The organism is Mangrovihabitans endophyticus (assembly GCF_014646155.1).
GTDB lineage: Bacteria > Actinomycetota > Actinomycetes > Mycobacteriales > Micromonosporaceae > Actinoplanes > Actinoplanes endophyticus.
This window is the reverse complement of sequence record NZ_BMMX01000011.1, coordinates 17,577-43,898: the sequence shown is the minus strand read 5'-3', so window position 1 is coordinate 43,898 and position 26,322 is coordinate 17,577. Positions and strand designations below refer to the sequence as shown.

Below are 26,322 nucleotides of genomic sequence, written 5' to 3'. Positions count from 1 at the left end.
TCAGAGGGCATCATCGCGCACCACATGTCCGAGTTGTACACAGGCTGTGCACAGGGCTGTGCACAGCTTGGGGCCAGATGTCCACAGGTTGTCCCAAGGCTCATCCACCGTGCCGGTTGGGGCCTCGACGTGCGAGTTCGTATCGTGTGCGTCGGCTTTGCCTCCGGTGGTGAGCTGCGACGACCTATTCCGCCGAAAGTGTCGTACCCCACCGGTTTGATCACACCGTCGTGGCGGCACGGTCGCAGGACTCGCCGCGACGGCAACGGTCGTCGAATGAGTGGAGGAGGTCGTGGTGTCGATCACGGACGACGCACGGCCGGGTCCCCGTCCGCACGACGACGGTGGACCGCCCCGCGACGCGCAGTTCGACAAGTCGCCGCCCCAGGACATCGCCGCCGAGCAGAGCGTGCTCGGTGGCATGCTGCTGTCCAAGGACGCCATCGCCGACGTGGTGGAGATCCTTAAGACGCCGGACTTCTACCGTCCGATGCACGCCACCATCTTCGACACCATCCTGGATCTCTACGGGCGTGGGGAGCCGGCGGACGGTGTCACGGTGGCCGCGGCTCTCGCCGATTCCGGCAGCCTGCAACGCGTGGGCGGCGTGCCCTACCTGCACACGCTCATGGAGAGCGTGCCGACCGCCGCGAACGCGTCCTATTACGCGCGCATCGTCTCCGAGCGTGCCGTGCTGCGCCGCCTGGTCGAGGCCGGGACGAAGATCGTGCAGCTCGGCTACGGCACCGGCGGCAACGGCGGCCGAGATGTCGACGACATCGTCGATCTCGCCCAGCAGGCGGTCTACGACGTCACCGAAAAGCGGGTGAGCGAGGATTTCGCCGCCCTCGGCGACATGCTGCAGCCGACGCTCGACGAGATCGAGGCGGTCGGTGCGCAGGGCGGCGTGATGACCGGGGTGCCGACCGGGTTCTCCGACCTCGATCGCCTGCTCAACGGTTTGCACGCGGGCCAGCTCATCGTGGTGGCCGGTCGTCCCGGTCTGGGCAAGGCGCTGGCGCTGGACACGGTGCTCGCGACGCCACTGGGGTGGACCACGATGGCCGAGGTGACCGTCGGCGACCGTCTGATCGGGGCGGATGGGCACCCGACGACGGTGATCGCCACCAGCGACGTGATGGTCGGTCGGCCGTGCTTCGAGGTGGAGTTCGACGACGGCACGGTCATCGTCGCCGACGGCGCACACCAGTGGGCCACCCACACGCCCGGACAATCGCGTCAGGATCGGGCACCGCACGTCCACACGACGCGGGAGATGGCCACGACGCTGCGTGCGCCGGACGGGCGGTTCAACCACGCCGTGGCGCACCCCCGCGCGCTGCATCTGCCGCCGCGGCAGTTGCCCGTGGGGCCGTACGCTCTGGGAGCCTGGCTGGCCGCCGGTGACGCGACGCGTGTCTCGGGCGACCCCGAGATCCTTCTGCAGATGGAGGCCGAAGCCGCGGAGACGGCCGGGACACCCGCCTCGGCGACCGACATGCTCGACGCGTTGCCGAGGCTCGGCGTGCTCGACGTGCGACACATTCCGTTGCCCTACCGGCGCGGTTCCCACGAGCAGCGGCTGGCACTGCTGGCCGGGCTGCTCGATGCCGCCGGTTCGGTCACCGTGGACGGTGCGTGCCGGTTCGTCACCGAATCGCCGCTGCTGGCGGAGCATCTCGACGAGCTCGCCACCGGCCTCGGCTACGGCGGTGTGCGGACGGCCACGCCGGACGGCGCTCACCAGGTCGACATCACCGCCCCCGACGACGTGTTCCGGGTGACTGACAAGGCCCTGCGGCACAAGGAAGCGCGCCGCGACGCATCGGCGGTGCCGTCGGCCCGCCTTGTGGTCGACGTGCGTCCGGTGCCGTCAGTCCTGGTCAAGTGCGTGTCGGTGGACAACGCCGACAAGCTCTATCTGGCCGGCCGCACCCTGGTGCCCACGCACAACTCCACGGTCTCGATGGACTTCGCCCGCAATGCCGCCATCCGGTCCAATTGCGCCAGTGCCATCTTCTCGCTCGAAATGAGCAAGATCGAGATGGTCATGCGCCTTCTGTCCGCCGAGGCTCGGGTGCCGCTGCACGTGCTGCGTTCGGGGCAACTGTCCGATGACGACTGGACCAAGCTGGCACGCCGGATGGGCGAGATCAGCGAGGCGCCGATCTTCGTGGACGACACGCCCAGCATGAACCTCATGGAGATCCGCGCGAAGGCGCGGCGACTCAAGCAACGGCACAACCTGAAGCTGCTGGTGGTCGACTACCTGCAGCTCATGACGTCACCGAAGCGCACGGAAAGCCGTCAGCAAGAGGTCGCCGACCTGTCGCGTGGTCTCAAGCTGCTGGCGAAGGAGATCGAGTGCCCGGTGATCGCGGTCAGCCAACTAAACCGCGGACCCGAACAGCGCACCGACAAGCGCCCGCAGTTGTCCGACCTGCGTGAGTCGGGGTCGATCGAGCAGGACGCCGACGTGGTGTTGCTGTTGCACCGCGACGACTACTACGACAAGGAATCGCCGCGGGCCGGTGAGGCCGACTTCATCATCGCCAAGCACCGTAACGGCCCGACCGACACCGTGACGGTGGCGGCTCAGCTACATTTGTCCCGCTTCGTCGACATGGCGATCGTCTGACCACGCGGTGGGCGCGGCAATCGCCCGATGCGCCGCGAGGGCGCGCCGAGGCGAATGCCCGGCACGCCCTCGCAGGAGGAGCGAACTGAACTACTTGGCGCCGACCACGTTCACCGGGAACGAGGCGGTCACCTCCGGGTGCAGCTTGATCTGCACCGTGTAGGAGCCCGTGCTCTTGATGTGACCGGGAAGCTCAAGGCGCCGACGGTCCAGCGACGGCCCTCCTGCGGCCTTCACGGCGTCCACGATCTCCGCGGACGTGATCGAGCCGAACAGGCGCCCGCCGTTGCCGGACCGGGCCGACAGTGTGACCTTGAGCCCGGCGAGCTGCTCCTTGACCTCGTTGGCCTGGCCGAGGTCGCGGATCTCCCGGGCCTCGCGGGCCCGCCGGATCACCGTGACCTGCTTCTCCGCGCCCTTGCTCCAACGGATCGCGAATCCCTGGGGCAGCAGGTAGTTACGGCCGTAGCCGTCCTTGACCTCGACGATGTCGCCGGGGGTGCCGAGGCCGGTGACCTCGTGCGTGAGGATGATCTTCATATCGGTGGCCCCCGTCAGCGCGCCGTCGCCGTGTACGGCAGGAGCGCCATCTCGCGAGCGTTCTTCACCGCGCGGGCGATCTGCCGCTGCTGCTGGGAGGTAACGCCGGTGACCCGGCGCGCACGGATCTTGCCGCGGTCCGAGATGAACTTCCGCAGCAGCGCGGTGTCCTTGTAGTCGATGTAGGTGATCCCGTCCTTGTCGAGCGGGTTCACCTTCTTCTTGGGCTTGCGCAGTGCCGCAGCCTTCGCCATTGCTTACTCCTGAACTGAAAGACCTAGAAGGGAGGCTCGTCGTCGAAAGAGGAGTTGGAGCGGCCACCGCCGCCGGCCGGGGCAGCGGTCGCCCAGGGGTCGTCGAAGGAGGACGAGTTGTTGCCGCCTCCGCCCCCGCCTCCGCCTCCGCCGGACTGCCGACTACCGCCGCCGGAGCCGAAGCCCCCACCGCCGGACCTGCTCATCTTCTGCACCTTCGCCGTGGCGTAGCGCAGCGACGGACCGATCTCGTCGACCTCGAGCTCGTAGACGGTGCGCTTCTCGCCCTCACGAGTCTCGTAGGACCTCTGGCGCAGCCGGCCCTGCACGATCACGCGAGCACCGCGCTGCAGCGACTCCGCGACGTGCTCGGCCGCATCCCGCCAGATGTTGCAGGACAGGAAGAGCGGCTCGCCGTCCTTCCATTCACCCGACTGCCGGTCCAGAGTCCGCGGCGTCGAGGCGATACGGAATTTGGCGACGGCGGCACCTGACGGGGTGAAGCGCAGCTCGGGGTCGTCGGTCAGGTTGCCGACGACGGTGATGGTGGTTTCTCCTGCCATGATCTTCTCCTCGCCGCTTGGCGTCGTTGGTGTCGGAGACTTCCAGAGCCCCCTGACGAAAAACGACGGTCAGCGGGTCTCGGGCCGGATGACCTTGGTACGCAGGATGGACTCGTTGAGCCGGAGCTGACGGTCCAGCTCGGCCACGGCCTCGGGGGTGGCCTGCAGGTCCACCACGGCGTAGATGCCTTCGGCCTTCTTGTTGATCTCGTAAGAGAGCCGGCGACGGCCCCACACGTCGAGCTTCTCGACGGAACCACCCGCGGTCCGGATCACGTTCATGTACGCGTCGAGGGACGGGCCGACGGTGCGCTCCTCGAGACTGGGGTCGAGGATCACCATGAGTTCGTAATGACGCAAGACGTTCTCACCTCCTGTGGGCTGAACGGCCGCGGTCTCTCCGCGGCAGGAGGTCTTGTGTCTCCCGCAACGAAGCCGCGGTCAAAGACGGCCGCGGCTCACCCGTTGCGAACCGATGAAGCATACCCGCGGACACTCGGAGCAGCAAAAAGGGTCCCGTCGCAGGACGGGGCCCGGTAAGGCCGCGGGGCAGTCGGTCCGCATTCGTTGGGTGGGACCTGGGGAGGAACGACCACACCGATGAGCACGGCGACGACCACCCCGCGGAGTCTTGTATGACCTATTTTAGTGGCTAAAGGTGCTTCTAGAGCGAAGCGACACGAATGACCGTATCAACCCTGTCGCCACGCCGAAGACGCACACCAGCGCCACGGCGGCCAGCAAGCCGCCCGCTCGGTTGTCCGCGACCGAACCCGCGGTGGCCACCGGCTCCGCCAGGGACGCACCTTCCGGCCCCGCGTCCACCGGAGCGGGGGAGCCGGGGCCGGTGGAATTCGCACCACCCGCGGACGCCGATGCGGCATCGGTCGGCGTCGAAGTTTCCGCAGCGGCGGGAACTTCGACCGGTGCGCCGCCACCCGTGGCGCTCATGGTGGAGTTCCGCGTCGTGGCGGACCCGCCGGTCGCCCCAGCGACGCTCGACCCAGCCGCCGTCGGAGTCGGGACCCGGGAATCGGGCGCGGCCGGTGTCCGCCGGGTGGTGGAGTGGCCGCCGCTCGACACTCCGCCACGCGCGCCCCCGGTGCCGGTGTTCACGCCGCCGGTCGCCGGGCGGCTCGACGACGGCTGCTGCGAACCGCTCGGCCGTCCGTCCGAGGACGGGGAACCGCCCGACTGGGACGGCGGACTCGAACCCGCCGCACCGGTAGGCGCGTCGGTCGTGCCCGACGGCGGCGGAGTGACCGACGGATCCGTGGTGGTGACCAGCACCGGAGGCGACTGCTTCGCGCTCGGGCAGCTCGGGTTCAGCTGCAGCGTGGTGGTGCGGTGAAAGATCACCGCGGCGGTTCCGCCCTCCGGCACGGTGCCGGCCCACGCGCCGGCCAGACGCAGTTCCGCGTCCTGCCCGGTCCGGTTGAGCACCCGGACGGTGGAGTCGGCGGCCACCGTCATGGCTCCGACGGTCGGTTGGCTGTTGCAGGTGAAAGGAAGGAGCGCGTCACCGGTGAACGCCACCGTCGCGCCGCCGCCCTGGGCCGCGTTCGCCGTGCCGCTGGTGAGCAACGGAGCGCCCATCAGAAGGCCGCCGAGCGCCACCGCCGTCAGCCGGTGCCGGACTTGCCGCGCCATGTGAGGTCTCCCCGATCGGGTCCGTGTGATCAACGGGTCAACGAGATCCGTGACCGCGCGGTGACGCGAGATCGATGTGTCGTAGCCGGGTCGTAGGCTCGTTCCCATGCGCATCGGAGCTCATGTCGATCCCGTCGACCCCCTCGCCGGCGCCGCCGCACGCCAAGCGGACGCGGTGCAGTTCTTCCTGACCGATCCGCAGGGTTATAAGACCCCGCAGCCCCGGCCGGACGCGGAGGCGCTGCGCGCGTCGGACGTGGAGGTCTACATCCACGCGCCCTACATCGTGAACGTGGCGACGCTGAACAACCGGATCCGCATCCCCAGCCGCAAGCTGATGATGGCGCATGCGAAGGCGGCTGCGGACCTGGGCGCGCAGGGCCTGATCGTGCATGGTGGGCACGTCGGCGGGGGAGCCGATCTGGACGCGGGTTTCGCCAACTGGCGCAAGGCCTTTCAATACGCCGAGTCCGACGGTGGCCTGCCCCTGCCCATCCTGATCGAGAACACGGCCGGCGGGGACAACGCGATGGCCCGCACCTTCGACCATCTGGCCCGGCTGTGGGACGCGGTGGGCGAGTTCGGAGCCGGGTTCTGTCTGGACACCTGTCACGCGCACGCCGGCGGTGAGGAGCTGCTCGGCATCGTCGACCGGGTCAAGTCCATCACCGGACGGATCGACCTGATCCACGCCAACGACTCGAAGGACGGCTTCGACTCCGGTCGCGACCGGCATGACAACATCGGCAGTGGCAAGATCGATCCGGAGTTGGTGATCGCCGTCATCCGTGCGGCCGGCGCACCGGTCATTGTGGAGACTCCGGGCGGCGCCGACGGACAGGCAGCGGACATCGCCCTGCTGCGCGGCCGGGCCGGAAGCTGAGACGTCCACACCTTCAGCAGTCGTATGGGGAGCAGCATGACGAGCGAGCAGCCGCCGTCCGCGTCGCCGTCGGCCGGCACGGCCGTCGGCGGCGCGGAGCAGCCAGCCGCGCGGACCGCACCTGCCCCCCGACGGCGACTGCCCAGCGATCGCCCCGAGGGCGCGCCACCGGATCCGTGGACCGCGTTCGCCACCATCGCCGATCGCGCACCTGGGCGGGCCCGCCGTGTGCTGGGCCGGGTCCACCGCGCGCTGGTGCACGAGTGGGCGCTTGCGGCGTACGCGTCCCTGGTCCTGGCCGTGCTGATGACCTGGCCGACACTGCGTTACCCGTTGCACACGCTTCCGCAGGACATCTACGATCCGGCGCGGCAGGCCTGGCAGATCGCCTGGATCGGGCACATCTTGCCGAGCGATCCCGTGCGGCTCTGGCAGGCGAACGCCTACTTTCCCACGCCGCACAGCCTGGCCTGGGGCGACAGCCTGCTGGGATACGCGCCGGCCGGCATGCTCGGCACCGGACCGGTCGCCGCCGTGCTGCGTTACAACATCTTGTTCGTCCTGGCGCACGCGCTCCTGGTGTTCGGGGCATACGCGCTGGTCCGGCAACTCGGCGTGGGACGCACCGGCTCCGGGGCAGCCGCGGTCGCCTTCGCCTTCGCACCCTGGCGCCTGGCCCAGGCCGGGCATCTCGACATCGTCTCGGCAGGCGCCATCCCGCTCGCGCTCGCGATGCTGGCACGCGGTCACGGCTGGTCGATGCGGCGCGGCTTCCGTCCCCGCCGACGGCAGGCCGGCTGGGCGGCGGCCGGATGGTTGGTCGCCACGTGGCAGATCAGCCTCGGATTCGCCCTCGGGCTCCCCTTCGCCGGCGTGCTCGCTGGCGTCCTGCTCGCCATCGCGACGTCGGCGACGATCCGGCGCTTCCGGCGACCCGCTCGGCGTCCGGTGCTGGGCTGGGGCCTGATCGTCGCCGATGGACTGGGCGCACTCATCCTGGTCGGCGTCGCGGCATTGATCGCGGTGCCTTACTTCCGTGTTCCGGGCGACGGCCACGCCACCGAGGAGATCTCCTTCTTTTCGCCGCCGTGGCGCAGCCTGCTCATCGGGCCGGCCGAATCCCGGCTCTGGGGCCTGCCGCACGCCGTGCCGCGTTCCGCGCTGGACTGGCCGGCCGAGATGACCCTCCTTCCCGGCTTCGTGCTCTACGCCCTCGCGCTGGCCGGATTGGTCTTCTCCATCTGGACGTGGCGCCAGCGGCTCTTCCTGGCGCTCGGCCTCGGCGCCTCGCTGATCTTCACCATGGGCACCAGCTTCGTCGGCGGCCGATGGACCTACCTGCCGGTCTTCGGCCACCTTCCGGCCTCGCTCCAGCAACGCATACCCGGCCGGCTCATGCTGTGGGTGACGCTCCTGCTGGCGATCCTCGCCGCCGGCGCGGTCGCCGAAGTGACGCGACGGGCGGAACACCTGACGGCGCACCGCATCCCACCGTGGCCCAGCCCGTGGCTGCGCCTGGCCACGCTGGTGCCGATGCTGATCCTGCTCGCGGAGGGTTGGAACGCCACCCCCCATCCCGCCGTTCCGGACCAGCCAGCCGCCATGCGAACGGCGTCCGGCCCGCTGCTCGTGCTGCCCACCGCCGCGTTGAGCGACCAGACCGTTCAGTTGTGGACCACGTCGACGTTCCCGCAAGTGGCCAACGGCGGTGGCGGGTTCGCCGGTGCCCAGCAGGCCCGGCTGCGCGCGGCCGTGGCTACCTTCCCGGACCGCGCCAGCATCGATTACCTGCGCGGCCGGGGCATCGGCACGGTTCTGCTGCTGCGCTCCGACGCGGTCGGTACGCCGTGGGAACGCGCGGGCGATGTCTCGGTGGATGCCCTGGGGATCCGCCGCGAAGATCTCGACGATGGAGTGCTGTTCCGCCTGAGGTGACGGCCCCGGCCGGTCGGCACCCCGGCCGGTCGGGGTTGGCCCCTGGCTTTGCTAGGTCGTCGCCGAGGACTCCGGGACCGGCTCCATCCCGGCGGTCCCGCCCGCCGCATCGGCCGGCCAGAACTTCGCGCGCAGCCGGCCGACCCAGTCCGCGTCGGGTGCGTCGTCCAGCACCCCACCGTCGGGATCGTCCGCATAGGACTGCCGCACCACGTCCAGTTCCGGCCTCCAGATCTCCCGGATCACCAGACCACACAGCACGGCGACGGTGATCAGGCGCAGGGTGGAGGCCAGCACGAAGGTGCCCTCGGGGACGACGGATTTGCCGCCGGCGCCGAGCAACTCCGCATAGAACGCGGTGAAGTATCCGAACTCGGCGACGGTCCACGCGAGGATGGCCCCCCACCGCGGACGGGCCAGCACGATCAACGGCAACAGCCAGAGCACGTACTGCTGGGACCACACCTTGCTGAACAGCAGGAAGGCGGCCACCACAAGGAAGGCCACCTGCGCGAGCCGAGGCCGGCGCGGCGCCAACAGGCACAGCGCGGCGATGCCGACGCAGCAGAGCAGGAAGATCGCGTACGTGAGGGTGTTGAGGGTGGGGATGTGGTCGCTGAGCCATTGGAACGGGCCGCGATCGCCAGCCGCTCCGCTGTTCCATTTGCCGTCCACATAGCGCCCGATGTACCAGAACGTGCCCCAGTCGATGGGCCTCGTGGTGTTCAGCTCGAAGAAGCGGTTCCAGCTATCCCTGTAGAGCAGGAACACCGGGGCGTTGGCCACCACCCATGCCGCCACCGCCCCGACGACCGCGTACGCCCAGGCCCGCAGGCGTCCCGACCGCAACGCCAGCACCAGCAGCGGACCCAGCACGAACAACGGCCACAGCTTTGCCGCACCGCCCAGGCCGAGGAGAACCCCCGCCGCTACCGGACGTCGTCTCGCCCAGGCGAGCAATCCGAAGGCGGCCAGCCCGATGGCGAGGAAGTCCCAGTTGACCGTGGCGGTGATGAACAGGATGGGGGACACCGCGAAGATGGCGGCGTCCCAGGGCCGTCGTCGTCGCAGGGCGAGGATCACCGCCGCGGTCGCCACCGCGAGCGCGCAGAGCACCACCGCGTTGGCGTTGTAGAACCATTGCCCCTGGTTGATGTCCGGGAACCGCTCGCCGAGCGCGTGCACCGGAAGGCCCAGGGCACCCATGAAGTATCCGGTCACCACCGGGTATTCGACCGGGTGGTCGCGGTAGGGCACGTCGCCGTCGCTGAGGCCCTCGGCGTAGTACAGCGCCAGCACGTCGGTGTAGCAGAACCGCGTGTATTGGATGTTCTGCTGCCAGTCGCCGGTCTGGCACGGCGACTTCTGCACCCAGTGCAGGGCGAGCGTGAGGCAGCAGAGAGCCAGAACTATCCGCGCCGCCGTCCAGAACTTGCCGGACCTCGGACGGGCGGCGTGCCCGCCCAACGGGCCGCCGATGGCCTCGGAGAGGCCGCGCACGAATCCGTCCGAAGTGGCGGGGCGGTCTGGTTCGGGGGGCGAATCGGTGCTCATGTCTTGGCATCATGCCGCATCGGCGGGGCACCGCGACCGTCCCGGCAGCGATCCGTGCGGCTGGCCCTCGTCTCGGATACCCGACATGACGACGGCGGCGGCGCGTGCACACCCAATCCGGGATGTGCACGCACCGCCGCCGTCGTCGCGGTCCGGTCAGCCGCCGGGGCTCTGGACGGCTTCGCCGCCGCCGCCTCCGCTGTCGCTGCCCCGGTTGTTGGGCAACGTCGGGAACGTCGTCACGCCGCCGTTGTTGTCGCCGCCGTTGTCCCCACCGTTGTTGTTGCCGTTGTCCCCACCGTTGTTGTTGCCGTTGCCATTGTTGTTGCCGTTGTTATTACCGTTGCCATTGTTGTTGCCGTTGTCATTGCCGTTATTGTTGCCGTTGTTATTCCCGTTGTTGTTGCCGCCGTCGTTGTTCTGGCACAGCCGCGGGAACAACTGACAACCCGGATTCTGCTGGTCCGGCTGCGGATCCGCAGGCGGCGGAGGCGGGGGCTGCCCGTTGGCGTACTTGCTGTTCGGATCGCCGGTCTCCACGCGGTCCGGGAAGCTTTCCTGCTTCATGTTCAGCGCCTTGGTCACGGCGTTGAGGAAGTCTTCCCAGATCTGCGCCGGCGTGCCCGAACCGAACATGTCTCCGCCGCCGGCCTCGCGCAACTCGACCTTGTTCTTCGCACCGCCGACCCAGACCGTGGCAGCGAGTTGCGGGATGCCACCCACGAACCAGGTGTCACCGCTGCCGACGTGCTTGTCCTTGCCGTCGTCGTACTCCCAGGTGCCGGACTTGGCGATCGCCTGGCGTCCGTTGCGAAGCGTGTTCTTGGCGTGCGCGGGGTATTTCGCCAGCACACCGTCCAGGTTGGACATCTCGTCGGCCGGGAAGACCCGCTTGCCGTCCAGCTTCTCGCTCTTGTAGGCGACAAGCTTGCCGGTCTTCTCGTCGACGCGCTTCACGGTCTTGACGAAGTGCGCCTCATGCCGCACCCCGCCGTTGACGATCGTCGCGACACCCTCGGCGTGCTCCAGCGGGATGATCCGGAACTGGCCGAACCCGACCTCGTCGGAGAAGTTCTTCTCCCAGGTGGCGTCGTCGGTGTCGTCCAGGTTGATCATCTTGCCGTCGTTGTTGACCAGATGCTCGATGCCCGCGTCCTTTGCCGCCTGGATCACCTTCTGCATGCCGATCTCGTGGGTGATCCAGAAGAACGGGAAGTTGTACGACCGGATCGTCGCCGTCTCCAGGTCGCAGTACTTGATCTTCCCATCACAGACGGAGTTGTCATCCGCGCCGGCGTTATTGATCTTCGTGCCGTCCGGACGTTTCTTGGTGCCGTCCCACGTGGTCTTGAAGGAGATGTCCTCTTTCAAGCCGGCGGCAAGGGTATAGAGCTTGAACGTCGAACCGGGGGACTGCCCGGAGCCGCTGAACCCGGAGCCCTCGCCGTTGAGGTAACCGCCGTAGTCGATCCCGTCCGGGTCGTCCCCGCCGTAGTAGCCGAGAACTCGGCCGTTCGACGGATCGATACCGATCACCGCAGCCTGGTAGGTCTTCGGCCGGCCGTGCATCGCCGACTTCTTGCTGTTGCGCGAACCCGCCTCTTCCGCGGCCTTCTGCACCTCGGGGTCGATGGTCGTGGTGATGGTCAGGCCGCCACGCTGCTGTTCCTGCTCGGTGATGCCCATGGAGCGGAGTTCGGCGGTGACATGCCGCATGATCATGCCGACCGGCTTGCCCGCGGCGCACGTCGTGCACTTGCCCGTGCTCGGCTTCTTGACCTCGGGGTACTTGCGTGCATCGTATTCCGCCTGGGAGATCCAGTTCATCTCCAGCATGTTCGACAGCGTGTACTCCCACCGGTCCTTGGCGTCCGGCAGGTTGTAGTTGGGGTCGAAGCCGCCGTGCGTCGCGGTCGGTTCGGGCTGCTTGATGATCGAGGCGAGCACCGCCGCTTCGTACGGCGTGATCGCGTTCTTGCTACCCGCCGGAGTGAGCACGGACTTGCCGAAGTAGCCCTGCGCCGCCGCCTCGATGCCGTAACGCCCCTCACCCAGATAGATGTAGTTGAGGTAGAACCCCATGATCTGGTTTTTGGAGTACGTCGATTCGAGCTTGCGGGCGATGACCGCCTCGCGCAGCTTCCGGTTGTAGCTGATGTCCTTCAGGTCGGCCGCATGCCGGGCGTACTGCTGAGTGATCGTGGAGGCACCCTGGGTGTCACCACCGGAGAAGTTGTTCCACGCGGCACGGATGATGCCCTTCATGTCGATGCCGTTGTGGGTGTAGAAGTTCTTGTCCTCGGCCGCCGCGACGGCGTGCTGTACGACCATGTTGATCTTCGCCTGCGGCACCACGGTGCGGTTCTGGTCACCGAGCTTGGCGAGCGTGTTGCCCTTGGCGTCGAGGATGACGTTGGACTGGTCCTCGGTCTTCGGGGACGGCAGCGCCACATCGTCGAAGAAATAGGTGCCGCCGACCACGCCGGCGCCCAGCAGGATCACCAGGACAGCGGCGGCCGCGGTGAGGATGTTCGCCCGGCGGCGCTTCTTGGCCGCCTTGTTGAGGATCTTGGCAGCGCTGCCGCGCTTGCCCGGACCGTCGGGGCCGTCGAGGCCGGGGCCGCCGCCGACCGCCGGGGACACCGGACGCACCGCCGCACGCGCGACCGACGCACGGCCGCCGGTGCCGCCGTGTCCCGGATAACCGGGTGGTGCGGGCGGGGCACCCACCGCGGCACGACCACCCACGGCGGCACGACCACCGACGGAGGCGTTGCCGGCGCCGACCGGAGCCCGGCCGGCGCCTCCTGGGCCGGGCCCGTTGCCCACGGATGCGCGCCCGCCGACCGAGGCCGAGCCCACCGAGGCCGAGCCACGCGGCGCCGAGCCACCGACCGTGGCTCGGCCGCCGGCCGGGCGGCGGTACGCGTCGGGTGCGGGACGGCCCTCGTCCGAGAAGCGGGGACTGGACGGTTCGTCGTCGGGCGCGGCAGCGGGCGGTCCGGGCACACGGGCCCGGGCGCGCGGGGACTGCTGATCGCCGTACGAGTTCATGCGGTCACACCTACCGGTCGCGGTGGCCCGTCCGGAGAGCCCTGGAGGGGCTTCCCGGGGCAGTGCCACGAGCGGACGTTGTGGGCTGCCTCCGCGCAGCCGTCCTGTCGGATGTCTTCGATGACCGAGTGCGGCGCTGGATGCCCGTGTCGGTCGGGGTCGTATTCACGTTAGCGAGGGGCCGCGCGGTCACCGTCGGCCCTCCCGGTGATGTGACGACGACCCTGTCTCGCGGTGGCGGCCCGAGGGGGACGAATTGACTGCTTCGCCCCGTTCCAGTTCGTCGGCATGCAGGGCGTCCCGGCCGAGACGGTACTGCTCGGCCAGGTGATTCCAGGCGCATGACTGGCACACTTCCACGACGAACACCTGGAACTCACGCAACGTCATCGCCAGGACCGGCAGCTCCGCGAGTTTGCGGGCCTGCCCGGCGGACTGCTTGAGCTCGTCGCCGTAGATGTAGTGCACCAGGGTGAGATTGTCACGACGGCAGACCGGGCATCGTTGCTCGGTGGGCTCCCCGTGAAACCTCGCGGCATTTCGCAGGTAGGGACTCGCATCGCAGACCTCAAGTGTCCCGATCCGCCCATTGTGCAGGTCACGCAACAGCGCTCGCTTCTGAAGCGAGTAGTCGACGATCTGCCGCTGCGTTCGCATGGCGAAGAGAGTACGCGGTCCACTCGGCAACGGCGACAGCCATCACGCAGCGTGGCGCGGCGATTGCACTTCAGTCCGACCTTGCACCAAGTTCACCAGCGATCTACTGTTGCGATGTATCGAGCCGATACATCGAGGAGGTGGCCATGTTAGAGCTCGCCATTCTCGGCCTCCTCCAAGAGGCCCCGATGCACGGCTATGAACTGCGCAAGGAGCTGGCCACCAAGCTCGGCACGCTGCGGGCGGCCATCAGCTACGGCACGCTCTACCCCACGCTCAAGCGCCTGCAGACGAGCGGACTGATCGGCGAGGCGGGCACCGCCGACGGAGAGATCGTGCCGCCCCTCACCAGTCGGCGCGGGCGCGTTGTCTACAAAATCACCGCCGAAGGCAAGGAACGGTTCGCCGAGTTGCTCGCTCAAGCGGGCCCGGAAACGTACGACGATGCCGGCTTCGGTGTGCACTTCGCCTTTTTTGCCCGGACTGACCAGGCGACGCGGCTGCGGATTCTCGAGGGACGACGACGCCGTGTGGAAGAACGCCGGGAAGGGCTGCGCGACGTGATCGCGCGGGCCAGTGACCGGCTCGACGCGTACACCCTCGAACTGCAGCGCCATGGACTGGACGCCTGCGAGCGCGAGGTTCGATGGCTGGAAGAGCTCATCACCAATGAGCGATCCGGCCGCACCCCCTGCTCCCCGGCCGACCCGGCCACGGGAGACCCCCGTAACACCGGCTCCACCTCGAAGGACCGGCCGTGATGAACAAGGAGGAAACGCGATGGGCTCCATCCGCGTCGCCGTCGTTGGTGTGGGCAACTGCGCCTCGTCCCTGATCCAGGGCGTCGAGTACTACCGCAATGCCGACCCGACCGACCGGGTTCCGGGTCTCATGCACGTGACCTTCGGCGACTACCACGTCAACGATGTGAAGTTCGTCGCGGCGTTCGACGTGGACGCCAAGAAGGTCGGCATGGACCTCACCGAGGCGATCATCGCCAGCGAGAACAACACCATCAAGCTCTGCGACGTGCCGCCGACCGGCGTCACCGTCCAGCGCGGACCGACGTTCGACGGTCTCGGCCAGTACTACCGGGAGATCATCGAGGAGTCGGGTGAGGAGCCGGTCGACGTGGCTCAGGCGTTGCGCGACGCCGAGGTCGACGTGGTGGTGTCCTACCTGCCGGTCGGATCCGACGAGGCCGACAAGTTCTACGCGCAGGCCGCGATCGACGCCGGCTGCGCGTTCGTCAACGCCCTGCCCGTGTTCATCGCCTCCGACCCGGAGTGGGCGCAGAAGTTCACCGACGCCGGCCTGCCGATCGTCGGCGACGACATCAAGAGCCAGGTGGGCGCCACCATCGTGCACCGCGCCCTGGCCAAGCTGTTCGAGGACCGCGGTGTCGAGTTGCTGCGCACTTACCAGCTCAACTTCGGCGGCAACATGGACTTCATGAACATGCTGGAGCGCAACCGCCTGGTGTCCAAGAAGATCTCCAAGACCCAGTCGGTGACCAGCCAGATCCCGCACGAGATGGTGAAGAGCGACGTCCACATCGGTCCGTCGGACCACGTGCCGTGGCTGGACGACCGCAAGTGGGCGTACATCCGGCTGGAGGGCCGCTCGTTCGGCGACACCCCGCTGAACGCCGAGCTCAAGCTCGAGGTGTGGGACTCGCCGAACTCCGCGGGTGTGATCATCGACGCACTCCGTGCCGCCAAGATCGCCAAGGACCGGGGGATCGGCGGCCCGATCCTGTCCGCCAGCTCCTACTTCATGAAGAGCCCGCCGGAGCAGTACAGCGACCACGACGCGAAGGCGGCCGTGGAGGCCTTCATCAAGGGCGACGTCGAGCGCTGAGGTTCCGCACCACGACGCGACGGTCGGACGCACAGGGGTCGAGCCTGCAGGCTCGACCCCTGCGTCGTGTGCGGAGCGACAATCGGCCACTCCATCGACCTTGGACGATGCCAGGGTGGACGCTAGGCTCTCGCGGGTGAGGCACCGCAGGGCATCCGCAGCCACGGCGCTCGTGCTTACCGTCGCCGTGGTGGGATCGTGCGCGCGGCCGGGCACCGATCCGGCCGGACAGCCGGCGGGCCGCCGGACGGTGACGGTTCATCTTTCGGCGAGCCCGATGGCCCGCGTCTCAGCCTTCGCCCGTGTCGTGCCCGACGCCTCGGTCGCCCCACCGCTGCGGGCGGTGCCGGGCTATCTGTCGTCTCGTCCGAGACCCGGCGTGGCGAGCTGCGTGCAGCAGAACACCAGCATCCGTCGGCCGAGCGCCGGTATGACCCGCCCAGCTCCGGCACGCCCAGCTCCGGCACGCCCGGCGCCGAACCGCCCAGCCCCGGCTCCCATCGGCCCGTCGTCGGCCGGCACGGGCGTCGTCGATCTCGGTGATCCGGCCGAGCGCGCCCGGCTCGTCATCGAGGCCCAGCGGTCCGGCATTCCCCGGCGAGGCGACATCGCCGACGAGGCGGCGGACGGCGCGATCGACTGCGTCATCGCGCTGCAGGCCGAGCTGACGCTGCGCCAGGCCGCCGGGCAACCGATGGACCGCGATGCGGTCCGGGCGGTGCTGGCGCGGGCCGGGCTGTTCAAGCCGGACATCAGCGCCCGCGGCGATTTCGCGGCGTCCACCGGCGGGGCCTGTGTGCTGGGCACCATGGCGGGCGGCAAACCGGTGTTGAGCGTCGCGCCGCTTCCGCCGGAGGGGCCCTGCCACCTGGAATGACGCGGCCCGTGAGATCGGCTGACTATCCCCAGGAGCGCTGGAAGGTGACCCGCGCCTCCAGCTCCAGCAGCCGGCGTTTGCGGTCCAGTCCACCACCGAAGCCGACCATCTTGCCGCCCGCGCCCACCACGCGATGACAGGCGACGACCACCGGCAACGGATTGTGATTGCAGGCGGTGCCGACGGCACGTGCGGCACCGGGGTCGCCGAGCGCCGTGGCGATCTGGCCGTAGGTCACCGTCTCGCCGTAGGGGATCTGCGCGATCTCGGCCCAGACCGCGCGCTCGAATGCGGACCCGCCGCGAAACTCCATCGGGGTCGTGAACGACGTCAGCGCGCCGGCGAAGTAGGCATTCAGCTCGTCGCGGACCGGATGCGGCTCGGACGTCCCGGCGGTGGCGCCGAAACGCACCCCCACCACCGTGCCCGCCTCGACGTGCACGCCGAGAGCGCCGACCGGGGAGCTCACCAGCAACCGCATGTGCCCATCATGCCCCGAGGGTGTGACAGAACCGCGCCGCCGAACTCAGGACAGGTGTCCCTGCTCGCGCGCCCACGTCAACAGCTCCGCCTCGGCCTCCTCACGGGCCAGCGGGCCGCGCTCCAGCCGCAGCTCCTTCAGGTGCTTCCACGCCCGGCCCACGACCGGTCCGGGCGGTACGCCGAGAAGCTCCATGATCGCGTTGCCGTCCAGGTCCGGGCGTACCCGGGCGAGATCCTCGTCGGCCTGCAGCCGCGCGATCCGCGCCTCCAGCGCGTCGTAGTCCGCCGACAACGCCGCCGCCTTGCGCCGGTTGCGGGTGGTGCAGTCGGACCGGGTGAGCTTATGCAGGCGGGGAAGCAGGTCACCGGCGTCGGTCACGTACCGGCGCACCGCCGAATCGGTCCACTCGCCGCGCCCGTACCCGTAGAAGCGCAGGTGCAGCGCGACAAGCTGGACCACATCGGACGTGACGTCCTTGGGGTATCGCAGCGCCTTCATGCGCTGCTTGGTGAGCCGCGCACCGACCACCTCGTGGTGGTGGAAGCTGACCCGCCCGTCGCGGCCGACCTCCTTGGTGGCCGGCTTCCCCACGTCGTGCATCAGCGCGGCCATCCGGAGCGTGAAGTCCGGCGCGCCGCCGTTCTCCAGGCGCACGGCGTTGGCGACCACGATCAACGTGTGCTCGTAGACGTCCTTGTGCTGGGCGTGCTCGTCGATCTCCAGTTTCAGGCCGGACAGCTCGGGCAGGAACCGGTCGGCGAGCCCGGTGTCCACGAGCATCCGCAACCCGGTGACCGGGTCGGCGCCGCAGAGCAGCTTGGTGAACTCGTCACGGATCCGCTCGGCGGTGATCCGGTCGAGGTCCGCCGCCATCGCGGTCATCGCGGCGACCACCGCGGGATCGGGGGCGAACCGGAGCTTTGCCGCGAAGCGTGCGGCGCGCAGCATCCGCAGTGGATCGTCGCCAAAGGACATTTCGGGCGAATCCGGTGTCCGGATCACTCGTGCGGCGAGATCCTGCAGACCCCCGTACGGGTCGGTGAACTCGTGTCCGGGCACCGACACGGCCATCGCGTTGATGGTGAAGTCGCGGCGCCGCAGATCGTCCAGCAGGTTGTCGCCGTAGGCCACCACCGGGTTGCGGCTGATCCCGTCGTACGCCTCCGCCCGGAACGTGGTGATCTCGATCCGCAAGCCGGCCTTCTGCACGCCGATGGTGCCGAACTCGCGGCCGGTCTCCCAGATCGCCTCCGCCCACCCCTTCACCACGGCGAGCGTCTGCTCCGGCCGCGCGTCCGTGCAGAAGTCCAGATCATCGCCGAGGCGGCCGAGCAACGCGTCGCGCACGGAGCCGCCGACCAGGTGCAACTCGTGGCCGGCCGCGGCGAATCGCCGCCCGAGTTCATCCGAGACAGGGGAGACCCGCAACAGCTCCGCGACGGCGTTGCGCTGAGCGGAATTCAACACAGACATGGGATGACCAGGATATCGGTCGTGGCAGCGGGAGAACGCAGCGGGCAGGATGGACCGCGTGCCCGTCACCGAGTCACTGATCCGCCTCAGCGAGGACCCGCGATTCTGGGCGCGGCTGCGCAGCGACGACGCTGACGCGCTCGACCACGCCCCGCTGCGTGCCGTCTTTCCGGTCACCGGCGGGTACGCGCTGGTGCTGGACGTCGATCCGGTCACCGGCGAACAGTCCCTGGGCCTGCGTCAGCCGGCGTCCAGCGAGCCGGTGCAACTCGGCTGGACGGTGCCCGGACGCCCGCACCCGGCGGCGCTGCGCTGGCACGAACTCGATCTGTGCGCCCGGCTGATCGCGTTGGAGGATCCGACGCTGCCGCACCCCGGCCTGGTGGTGGCGTTGCTCTCGGCGTACGCGCCGGCCCGTGCCGAGGATGACGAACAGGCGATCGCGGCGATGCGCGAGGTGGCGTACCGGTCGCTGCGGCGCGACGTCACGCCGCCGCCACCGTGCCTGCCCGAGCAGACCCCGCTGCCGCTGTTCGCCGCGGAGAGCTGGTGGCCGCAACCACCGGTGCCGTCACCCCATGTGCTGGACGAGGCGACCATCGCGGCGTACGCGGCTCCGGCCTCCGGCGGCCCGGAGGTCCGTGCGGATTCCCGTTTCCCGCACGAGGGCCTGGCCGACCTGATGCGCCTGGCCGCCGGCAAACTGTCCCGCGTGCCGCATGACGGGATGTACTCCGGCACCCGTCCGCTGGCCCGGCACATCGCGGACACCGGCGATCTGCGCCCGGTCACAGACCTGCTGGGCGCGCTGACCGAAGCGGGCTGTGATCATCCGACGGTGCTGGACGCGTTGAGCGAGCCGTTGGTGCCGCTGGAGGCGTGCTGGATGGTGGAGACCCTGGCCGGCGCCGTCCCCGGCACCCTCCTGCGCCGCCACGTGTGAGGCGCGGCCACTATCGTGAGCGTTCGGTGCCGGACGACAGGAGGCTGGTGTGACCGGTGGGTTGTACCGGAGCGCGCACGCGGCCGACGGTGATCCGCCGCCGGGTGACGGCGCGACGCTGATCTCGATCGACGACGAACCGGTGCCCGGCGCCGGCGCCGCACAGGACCAGGCGTTGCCGCCGCAGGATCCGCCGGCGCCGTCCGAGCCGGGCGGCTCGGACGAGGGTTCCGGCACCACCGGACAGAGCGCGATCATGGCGATCGGCACCATGGTCAGCCGGTTGATCGGCTTCGTCCGCAACATGCTGATCGGCATGACCCTGGGCGCCGGCATCGGCGACGCGTACACCAGCGCCTATTTCCTTCCGTCCCAGCTCTACGAGCTGTTGCTCGGCGGCATCCTGTCCAGCGTGCTGATCCCGTTGCTGGTCCGGCGGCGGCAGGTGGAGCCGGACCGCGGCCAGGCGTACACCCAGAAGCTGCTCACCTTCGCCGTGGTCAGCCTGGGCGTGGCCACCGCCCTGGTGGTGCTCGCCGCCCCGGTGATCACGTTGATCCAGTCGGGCAACGCGCCCGGCGACTATCGGGACCTGGTCACCGCGCTGGCGTACCTGATGCTGCCGATCATCTTCTTCACCGGCCTGTCCGGTCTGATCGCGGCAGTGCTCAACGTGCGGGGACACTTCGCCGCGCCGATGTGGGCACCGATCCTGAACAACCTCGTCGTCATCGCGACCTGCGGGATCTTCATCGTCACCTTCGGTACGGCCAAGGGCCTGGACCCGGCCGACATGACACCCGGCCGGATCGCGCTGATCGGCGGCGGCACCCTGCTGGGCATGATCACCCAGGCCGCGGGGCTGCTGCCGGCCCTGCGTCGGGTGGGATTCCGATGGAAGTGGTGGTGGGATCCGCGCGGCCTCGGCCTTGGCGAGATCGGGCGGCTGGCCGGATGGATGCTCTGTTACGTGACGGCCAACCAGATCGCCGTCTTCGTGGTGGTGAACCTGCTCAGCCGGGTGTCCGGTAAGACCGGCGCCAGCGTGCTCGCCTTCAACAACGTCTACCTGCTGACCATGATGGCGCACGGCATCATCGGGGTGTCGGTGATGACCGCCCTGCTGCCCAAGATGAGCGCGGCGGCGGCCGAGGGCCGATTCGCCGACGTGAGCGCCGACCTCAGCCGGGGCATCCGGCTCACCGCGGCGGCGCTCGCCCCGATCGCGGTGGTCTACGGCGTGCTGGGCACCCCGATTGCCGTCTTCCTCTTCCAGGGCGGCGCCTATCTGCCGCGTACGGCGTACGCGACGGGCGACGTCCTGGCGGTGGCCGCGTTCGCGGTCATGCCGTTGTCCATCAGCTATCTCTGCACGTACGCGTTCTACTCGCTCAAGGGCAACAAGACCGTCGCCCTGATCAACCTGCCGGTGGTGGGCTTGCGGATCGCGGCGTACCTGGTGTTCTTCGTGGTGCTGCCGCAGAGCCTCGCGGCCGCCGGAATGACCTTCGGCAACGCCTTGTCCTACGTGCTGTCCGCGCTGATCTCGCTGGCCGTGTTGCGCCGCCGGATCGGCCGCCTCGACCTCGGCTCGATGGTGGCCGGTCTGGCGAAGGTGCTCGCCGCCGCGCTGGCCGCCGCGCTGGTGGGCTGGCTGATCGTGGGTCTGCTGCCGGGTGGCGACACCCCGGACCGGACGGAGGCCTTCGTGCGACTCGCGGTCGGCGGCGCCGCGATCATGATCACCTACCTCGTCGCCGCGACCATGTTGCGGGTCCGTGAGGTCGGACAGGTTGTCGGGACGGTCCGCCGCAAGCTCGGCCGTTGAGCCCTGTGCACAAGCTGTGGAAAACTCGATGAGCTGCGACTTCCCGCTCATCCGTGCGTGCGCAGGCAGGCGCGGGGCGAGGCCGCGCCAGGGGATGACCTGTGGCCTCGTAGCCGCGGGCGGGTATGGTCGCTATGGACACGACCGCACCAGCACCATCGACCGTATCGTGCCGGGGGTCCGCGACCCGCGGTGAACCACCACGGGCGGGCAGCCCCACGGTGGACGTCGGCCACGGACCCGTGGCCGACGCAGACGCCAGCCACGGATCCGTGGCGCAGCATCGAGGGAGGACGGGTGACGCAGGTCGGCGAAGGCCGGGAGACCGAGGCTGATGAGGCCGGTCCGGTCATGACCTTCGGTACACCCACCGTCGGCGAGATCCTGGCCGAGCGTTACCAGCTCGAGGAGCACGTCAACGACGACAGCGCCGGCCGTCAGGTCTGGCGCGGTTCCGACGTCATCCTCCGGCGTCCGGTGGCCGTGGTGCTCCGGCGTCCCGGTGGCGACTCCGCCACCGAGATGCTGCAGGCCGCAGTCGACGCGAGCCGCGTCATCCACCCCAACCTGGTCGGCGTCTATGACGCGATCGACGAGGGCGGCCGGGCCTACGTGGTCCGCGAGTGGGTCGACGGGGTGGCGCTGCGCGAGATGGTCGGCACGGACGGGCCGATGGACGCAGCCCGGGCCACCGCGATCGCGCGGGCGCTGGCCGATGCGCTGGCCGCGGTGCACGCCACCGGCATGGTGCACGGCAACGTGCATCCGGGCACCACGCTGATCGGCGACGACGGCCGCGTGGTGCTGGCCGACGCCCGCGCCGACTCGGCGGACAGCACCGAGACCGACGTGCGCAAGGTCGGCGGTGTCCTCTACTACGCGCTGACCGGGCGCTGGCCGCACCAGGAGGCCGGGCGGTCCGCGCTGCCGGACGCCAACCGCGACGCGGCGGGCAACCTCACCACGCCACGGCAGATGCGCGCCGGCGTGCCTGCCTACCTGGACGACCTGACCATGGACCTGCTGGACCAGCGAGTGGCGGCGCCGGAGGCGGACGCGCTCGCGGCCGAGCTGGCCCGCCTGGACGCGGCGGACGACTACGAAGACGTCGGCCCGCTGCGGTTCACCGAAAGCAACGCGGTCGAGCCGGTGCGCAGCACGCGCAAGATCGTGCTGGGTGTCGGTGCGCTCGTCGTGATCGCGGTCGTCGGCCTGGTGTTCGGCATCCGGGCGATCACCAACTCGGGCCAGGCCTCGCCGACCGAGACCACGCAGGCCAACACCGCACCGGCTGGTGCGGGCACATCCGGTGACTCGCAGCAGCAGAAGGACGGCGGGCCCACCGACTCGCCCACACCCAAGAACATCCCGCTGACCGGCGACATGGTGCGCATCGTCGACCCGCCGCAGGGCACGCGTGCCGACACCGGCGAGGCGACGAACACCGTCGACGGCGACGGCGACACCGCGTGGAAGACCCAGCGGTTCAAGCAGTCGAACTTCGGCAACCAGAAGGCCGGCATGGGCGTGCTGATCAACCTCGGCACCCCGCGCACCATCGCCGACCTCAGCGTGGAGACGTCGGCGCCCGGCGTGACGATGCAGATCATGTGGGGTCCGGACGACCCCGGTGACAACACCGAGGGCGACGACCAGATCGTCAAGACGTACAAGAAGCTCGGCGACCCGGTGACGACGGACGGCACGCAGAAGGTCTTCACCGTCTTCGACGACGCGCAGAAGTATCAGTACGTTCTGGTCTTCCTCACCGACCTGCCCGAGGCCGACGATGGTCGGGGCGGCTACCGGGTGGACATCAACAAGATCTCCGTCGAGGGTTACTGACCGAGCGGCGACGGCCTCGGCCGACCGGCCGCGCGAATCGGTAGATTGCTGGCGTGAACTCCGCCGACCCGGCATCCCACGACTCCCGCGCGGAAGGCTTCGCCGCGGATCGCTCCGGCATGGACGAGTCGGGGCCGACCGATGCCGAGCTTCTGCGCGCCCATGTCGACGGCGATCCGGAGGCGTTCGCGGAGCTGGTCCGGCGCCACCGGGACCGGCTGTGGGCGGTCGCGGTGCGCACGATCGGCGATCGCGAGGATGCGGCCGACGCGGTGCAGGACGCGCTGCTGTCCGCGCACCGCGCGGCGCCACGCTTCCGTGGCGAATCCATGGTCACCACCTGGTTGCACCGCATCGTGGTGAACGCCTGCCTGGATCGACTCCGGCGACGGCGCAGCCATCCGACCGTGCCGCTGCCCGACGGCACCCGGCCCGCGGAGTCGCGGCCCGCGGCCCCGGAACCCGCCGCGCCCGCGCCCGACCACGATGCGGCGATGGACGTCCGGTCCGCGCTCGCCGCCCTGCCACCCGAGCAGCGTGCCGCCCTCGTGCTGGTGGACGTGCAGGGCTACGCCGTGGCCGAGGCGGCGGAGATCCTGGACGTCGCCGAGGGAACGATCAAGAGCCGCTGTGCCCGCGGGCGGGCCCGGATGGCCGCCGCGCTCGGACATCTGCGGGGCGGAGACGGTGATCACGATTCCTCCGGGAACCACACGCCATCCGGTGCCGTCTCACCAACGACGTCCGCACGCGAGGGGAGGGGAGGCCGGTGACCGGGCACGAGCACCGCGAGGTCGATCTCGACCTGCTGGCCGATTACCTCGGCGGCGCGCTGGACGGCACCCCGGACGAGCCGGTCGTCGCGCGGCTGGTCGCCGACGACGCCGCGTGGCGTGCCGCGCGTGATTCGCTGGCCGCCGGCATGGCTTCCGTGGGCGAGCAATTGCGCGCCCTGTCCGAGATTCCCGAACCCATGCCGGACGACGTCGCCGCCCGGATCGACGCCGCGTTCGCCCCTACGGCGCGAGCGGTCGCCGAGGATCCGGCACCGCGCCCGGTACCCACCGCCACGTCGACCGCGCCCGCACAGCGCCACCTCTCCGCCGTACCGGGAAGCGGGGCCGGGAACGATGTCACCGCGGCCCGGCGGCGCCGCCTGCGCTGGGCCGCGCCTGCTGCCGTCGCGGCCGGGGTGATCGCAGTGGCCGGCTTCGCGGTCGGTCAGCTCGTCCGATCCTCCGGCACCGCGTCGTCGACCGCGGCCAGCGACCACGCCGAGCCGATGTTCGCGCCGGCGGAATCGGCGGAGGCGGCCGGGGGAGCCGCCGCAGTTCCCGCCCCCGATCTGGTCACCACCAGCGGCACCGACTACGACGAGACGACGCTCGCCACGGGTGTGGTGCAGCCGTTCACCGCTCCCGCCGACCCCGGCATCCAGGGCGCGCCCGGTCTGGACCGGTCATCGCCGGGTGCGACAAGTGCCGCGCTCGACCCGCTGCGGCCCCGCGCCGCCCTGCTCGCCTGCCTGGACGCCGTCGCGCGGGACAACGCCGCCGGGCCGATCACGGTGCGAACCGTGGACTATGCCCGCTATCGCGGCGCGCCGGCGGTGATCGTTCGGTTCGTCGCGGCGAACGGCACCTGGGCGCAGGCCAGCAGCCCGACCTGCGGCGCGCCCGGTGCCGGCTCGGCCGAACTCGCCAAAGTGCCGGTGCGCTGATCCGCGCCCGCACGGCGCCGAGCCGCCCCCGGTGAGTCGGAAGGCCCGGTGAGTCGGAAGGCCCGGTGAGTCGGAAGGCACAGTGTCGTGGGGGAATGGCGACTTCCTATCCTGGGTTCTAGCGTGCGAAAGTCGCCGGTAGCCCCGGCGCGAGCAGATGGAGGAGTCGGCAGTGGACGAGGTCCGGAACCTGATCATCATCGGCTCGGGGCCGTCCGGTTATACCGCGGCGCTGTACGCCGCCCGGGCGAACCTCAAGCCGCTCGTCATCGAAGGCGTGCAGTCCGGCGGCGCGCTGATGACCACCACCGAAGTGGAGAACTTCCCGGGCCACCCGGACGGGATCATGGGCCCCGAGCTGATGGACAGCATGCGCAAGCAGGCCGAGCGCTTCGGCGCCGAGTTCATCACCGACGACGTGACCCGCGTGGAGTTGGGCGAGCGTCCCACGGAGCCGGGCACCGAGGGCCTGAAGACGGTCTTCGTCGGCGAGACGGAATACTTCGCCCGGGCGGTCATTCTGGCCACCGGGTCCGCGTGGCGACCGCTGGGCGTGCCCGGCGAGCAGGAACTGCTCGGCCACGGTGTGTCGTCCTGTGCGACCTGCGACGGCTTCTTCTTCCGCGACCAGGACATCGTGGTCGTCGGCGGTGGCGACTCCGCGATGGAGGAGGCCACCTTCCTGACCCGGTTCGCCGCCTCGGTGACGATCGTGCACCGTCGCGACTCGTTCCGGGCGAGCAAGGTCATGGCCGCCCGCGCGTTGGCGAACCCGAAGATCAAGGTCGCCTGGAACTCGGTGATCGACGAGATCCTCGGCGAGGACGGCAAGGTGGTGGGCGCCCGGTTGCGCGACACGCAGACCGGCGAGACCCGCGTGCTCGACGTCACCGGCGTCTTCGTGGCGATCGGCCACGATCCGCGCAGCGAACTGCTCCGAGGGCAGGTCGATCTGGACGAGGACGGGTATGTCAAGGTCGACCACCCCAGCACGCGCACCAACCTGCCGGGCGTCTTCGCGGCCGGCGACCTGGTGGACCACACCTACCGCCAGGCCATCACCGCATCCGGCACCGGCTGCGCGGCCGCGCTGGACGCCGAACGCTTCATCGCCTCATTCGTCGAGCTGTAAGACCAGGAGGGTCATAGTGGGAGCAACCAAGGCGGTCACGGACGCCACGTTCGCGAGCGATGTCCTGCAGTCGGACAAGCCGGTTCTGGTGGACTTCTGGGCGGAATGGTGCGCGCCGTGCCGCAAGGTCGAGCCGCTCCTCGCCGAGATCGCCAACGAGATGGGCGACAAGGTGCAGATCGTGAAACTCAACATCGACGAGAACCCGGAGACCGCCCGCGCGTACCGGGTCATGTCGGTGCCGACGCTGACGATGTTCAAGGGCGGCGAGGCAGTCAGCTCCGTCGCCGGCGCCAAGCCCAAGGGCGCTTTGATCAACTTGATCGAATCGGCCTTCTGACGCCGACCGCCGACGCCCCGCATTCACGTGAATGCGGGGCGTCGGCGTACCGGTGACGCGACGCACGGTGCGGCCATCGATGTCCGGCCGCC

Annotated in this window: 23 protein-coding genes; 13 read left to right on the top strand and 10 right to left on the bottom strand. The window is 69.6% G+C overall.

Annotated elements, in window-relative coordinates; translation table 11 throughout:
* The first annotated feature begins 280 nt into the window (after nucleotides 1-280).
* Nucleotides 281-2,638, top strand: coding sequence for a replicative DNA helicase (gene dnaB, locus IEY73_RS14635; RefSeq protein WP_373292787.1), 2,358 nt, complete (start codon nucleotides 281-283; stop codon nucleotides 2,636-2,638).
* A gap of 90 nt (nucleotides 2,639-2,728) precedes the next feature.
* Here the strand turns inward: dnaB and rplI are convergent, their stop codons facing one another.
* From rplI to IEY73_RS14610, 5 genes are all read right to left on the bottom strand, one after another.
* Nucleotides 2,729-3,178: a 50S ribosomal protein L9 gene (rplI, locus tag IEY73_RS14630; protein ID WP_189079751.1), complete on the bottom strand. Its 450-nt coding sequence runs from the start codon at nucleotides 3,176-3,178 to the stop codon at nucleotides 2,729-2,731.
* 14 nt (nucleotides 3,179-3,192) lie between these two features.
* Nucleotides 3,193-3,432 carry a 30S ribosomal protein S18 gene (gene rpsR / locus IEY73_RS14625; protein ID WP_007073789.1) on the bottom strand — a complete coding sequence of 80 codons (240 nt, stop codon included), beginning with the start codon at nucleotides 3,430-3,432 and terminating at the stop codon, nucleotides 3,193-3,195.
* Nucleotides 3,433-3,455: 23 nt separating this feature from the next.
* Nucleotides 3,456-3,995: a single-stranded DNA-binding protein gene (locus IEY73_RS14620; protein WP_189079750.1), complete on the bottom strand. Its 540-nt coding sequence runs from the start codon at nucleotides 3,993-3,995 to the stop codon at nucleotides 3,456-3,458.
* A 69-nt stretch (nucleotides 3,996-4,064) separates the two neighbouring features.
* On the bottom strand, nucleotides 4,065-4,355 hold the full coding sequence (gene rpsF / locus IEY73_RS14615) for a 30S ribosomal protein S6 (RefSeq protein WP_189079749.1): 291 nt from the start codon (nucleotides 4,353-4,355) through the stop codon (nucleotides 4,065-4,067).
* A 285-nt stretch (nucleotides 4,356-4,640) separates the two neighbouring features.
* Nucleotides 4,641-5,645, bottom strand: a complete 1,005-nt coding sequence (locus IEY73_RS14610; protein ID WP_189079748.1) for a hypothetical protein — start codon at nucleotides 5,643-5,645, stop codon at nucleotides 4,641-4,643.
* Between the two features lie 106 nt (nucleotides 5,646-5,751).
* Between IEY73_RS14610 and IEY73_RS14605 the strand changes: the two genes are divergently transcribed.
* Both IEY73_RS14605 and IEY73_RS14600 read left to right on the top strand, forming a co-directional pair.
* Nucleotides 5,752-6,528: a deoxyribonuclease IV gene (locus IEY73_RS14605; RefSeq protein WP_189079747.1), complete on the top strand. Its 777-nt coding sequence runs from the start codon at nucleotides 5,752-5,754 to the stop codon at nucleotides 6,526-6,528.
* Between the two features lie 36 nt (nucleotides 6,529-6,564).
* The gene (locus tag IEY73_RS14600; RefSeq protein WP_189079746.1) at nucleotides 6,565-8,463 is read left to right on the top strand and encodes a hypothetical protein; all 1,899 of its coding nucleotides are present in this window, start codon (nucleotides 6,565-6,567) and stop codon (nucleotides 8,461-8,463) included.
* Nucleotides 8,464-8,514: 51 nt separating this feature from the next.
* Here IEY73_RS14600 and IEY73_RS14595 read toward each other — a convergent pair whose 3' ends face one another.
* The 3 genes from IEY73_RS14595 to IEY73_RS14585 form a co-directional block, all read right to left on the bottom strand.
* Nucleotides 8,515-10,017, bottom strand: a complete 1,503-nt coding sequence (locus IEY73_RS14595; protein WP_189079745.1) for a glycosyltransferase family 87 protein — start codon at nucleotides 10,015-10,017, stop codon at nucleotides 8,515-8,517.
* Between the two features lie 156 nt (nucleotides 10,018-10,173).
* On the bottom strand, nucleotides 10,174-13,071 hold the full coding sequence (locus IEY73_RS14590) for a transglycosylase domain-containing protein (protein WP_189079744.1): 2,898 nt from the start codon (nucleotides 13,069-13,071) through the stop codon (nucleotides 10,174-10,176).
* Nucleotides 13,072-13,260: 189 nt separating this feature from the next.
* The gene (locus IEY73_RS14585) at nucleotides 13,261-13,728 is read right to left on the bottom strand and encodes a DUF5318 domain-containing protein (protein WP_189079743.1); all 468 of its coding nucleotides are present in this window, start codon (nucleotides 13,726-13,728) and stop codon (nucleotides 13,261-13,263) included.
* A 146-nt stretch (nucleotides 13,729-13,874) separates the two neighbouring features.
* Here IEY73_RS14585 and IEY73_RS14580 point away from each other — a divergent pair, with 146 nt between their 5' ends.
* The 3 genes from IEY73_RS14580 (at nucleotide 13,875) to IEY73_RS14570 (ending at nucleotide 16,465) form a co-directional block, all read left to right on the top strand.
* Nucleotides 13,875-14,489 carry a PadR family transcriptional regulator gene (locus IEY73_RS14580; protein WP_189079742.1) on the top strand — a complete coding sequence of 205 codons (615 nt, stop codon included), beginning with the start codon at nucleotides 13,875-13,877 and terminating at the stop codon, nucleotides 14,487-14,489.
* 19 nt (nucleotides 14,490-14,508) lie between these two features.
* A complete protein-coding gene (locus IEY73_RS14575) occupies nucleotides 14,509-15,588 on the top strand; it encodes an inositol-3-phosphate synthase (RefSeq protein WP_189079741.1) in 1,080 nt (359 codons plus the stop codon).
* Nucleotides 15,589-15,865: 277 nt separating this feature from the next.
* Nucleotides 15,866-16,465: a hypothetical protein gene (locus IEY73_RS14570; protein WP_189079740.1), complete on the top strand. Its 600-nt coding sequence runs from the start codon at nucleotides 15,866-15,868 to the stop codon at nucleotides 16,463-16,465.
* A gap of 22 nt (nucleotides 16,466-16,487) precedes the next feature.
* Here IEY73_RS14570 and IEY73_RS14565 read toward each other — a convergent pair whose 3' ends face one another.
* Both IEY73_RS14565 and IEY73_RS14560 read right to left on the bottom strand, forming a co-directional pair.
* The gene (locus IEY73_RS14565; protein WP_189079739.1) at nucleotides 16,488-16,946 is read right to left on the bottom strand and encodes a methylated-DNA--[protein]-cysteine S-methyltransferase; all 459 of its coding nucleotides are present in this window, start codon (nucleotides 16,944-16,946) and stop codon (nucleotides 16,488-16,490) included.
* Between the two features lie 45 nt (nucleotides 16,947-16,991).
* Entirely contained in the window at nucleotides 16,992-18,422 is a 1,431-nt protein-coding gene (locus IEY73_RS14560) for a CCA tRNA nucleotidyltransferase (protein ID WP_189079738.1), read from the bottom strand.
* Nucleotides 18,423-18,471: 49 nt separating this feature from the next.
* Here IEY73_RS14560 and IEY73_RS14555 point away from each other — a divergent pair, with 49 nt between their 5' ends.
* The 7 genes from IEY73_RS14555 (at nucleotide 18,472) to trxA (ending at nucleotide 26,230) form a co-directional block, all read left to right on the top strand.
* Entirely contained in the window at nucleotides 18,472-19,365 is an 894-nt protein-coding gene (locus IEY73_RS14555; protein WP_189079737.1) for a hypothetical protein, read from the top strand.
* 49 nt (nucleotides 19,366-19,414) lie between these two features.
* The gene (murJ, locus tag IEY73_RS14550; RefSeq protein ID WP_189079736.1) at nucleotides 19,415-21,193 is read left to right on the top strand and encodes a murein biosynthesis integral membrane protein MurJ; all 1,779 of its coding nucleotides are present in this window, start codon (nucleotides 19,415-19,417) and stop codon (nucleotides 21,191-21,193) included.
* A gap of 297 nt (nucleotides 21,194-21,490) precedes the next feature.
* Nucleotides 21,491-23,038, top strand: coding sequence for a protein kinase family protein (locus IEY73_RS14545; protein WP_189079735.1), 1,548 nt, complete (start codon nucleotides 21,491-21,493; stop codon nucleotides 23,036-23,038).
* 119 nt (nucleotides 23,039-23,157) lie between these two features.
* Nucleotides 23,158-23,811, top strand: a complete 654-nt coding sequence (gene sigM, locus IEY73_RS14540) for an RNA polymerase sigma factor SigM (protein ID WP_189079858.1) — start codon at nucleotides 23,158-23,160, stop codon at nucleotides 23,809-23,811.
* Nucleotides 23,808-24,758: an RsmA family anti-sigma factor gene (locus tag IEY73_RS14535; protein WP_189079734.1), complete on the top strand. Its 951-nt coding sequence runs from the start codon at nucleotides 23,808-23,810 to the stop codon at nucleotides 24,756-24,758. Before sigM ends, IEY73_RS14535 begins: the two co-directional genes overlap by 4 nt.
* A gap of 172 nt (nucleotides 24,759-24,930) precedes the next feature.
* Nucleotides 24,931-25,890: a thioredoxin-disulfide reductase gene (gene trxB / locus IEY73_RS14530; protein ID WP_189079733.1), complete on the top strand. Its 960-nt coding sequence runs from the start codon at nucleotides 24,931-24,933 to the stop codon at nucleotides 25,888-25,890.
* Nucleotides 25,891-25,906: 16 nt separating this feature from the next.
* Nucleotides 25,907-26,230, top strand: coding sequence for a thioredoxin (gene trxA, locus IEY73_RS14525; protein WP_189079732.1), 324 nt, complete (start codon nucleotides 25,907-25,909; stop codon nucleotides 26,228-26,230).
* The last annotated feature ends 92 nt before the right edge of the window (nucleotides 26,231-26,322 follow it).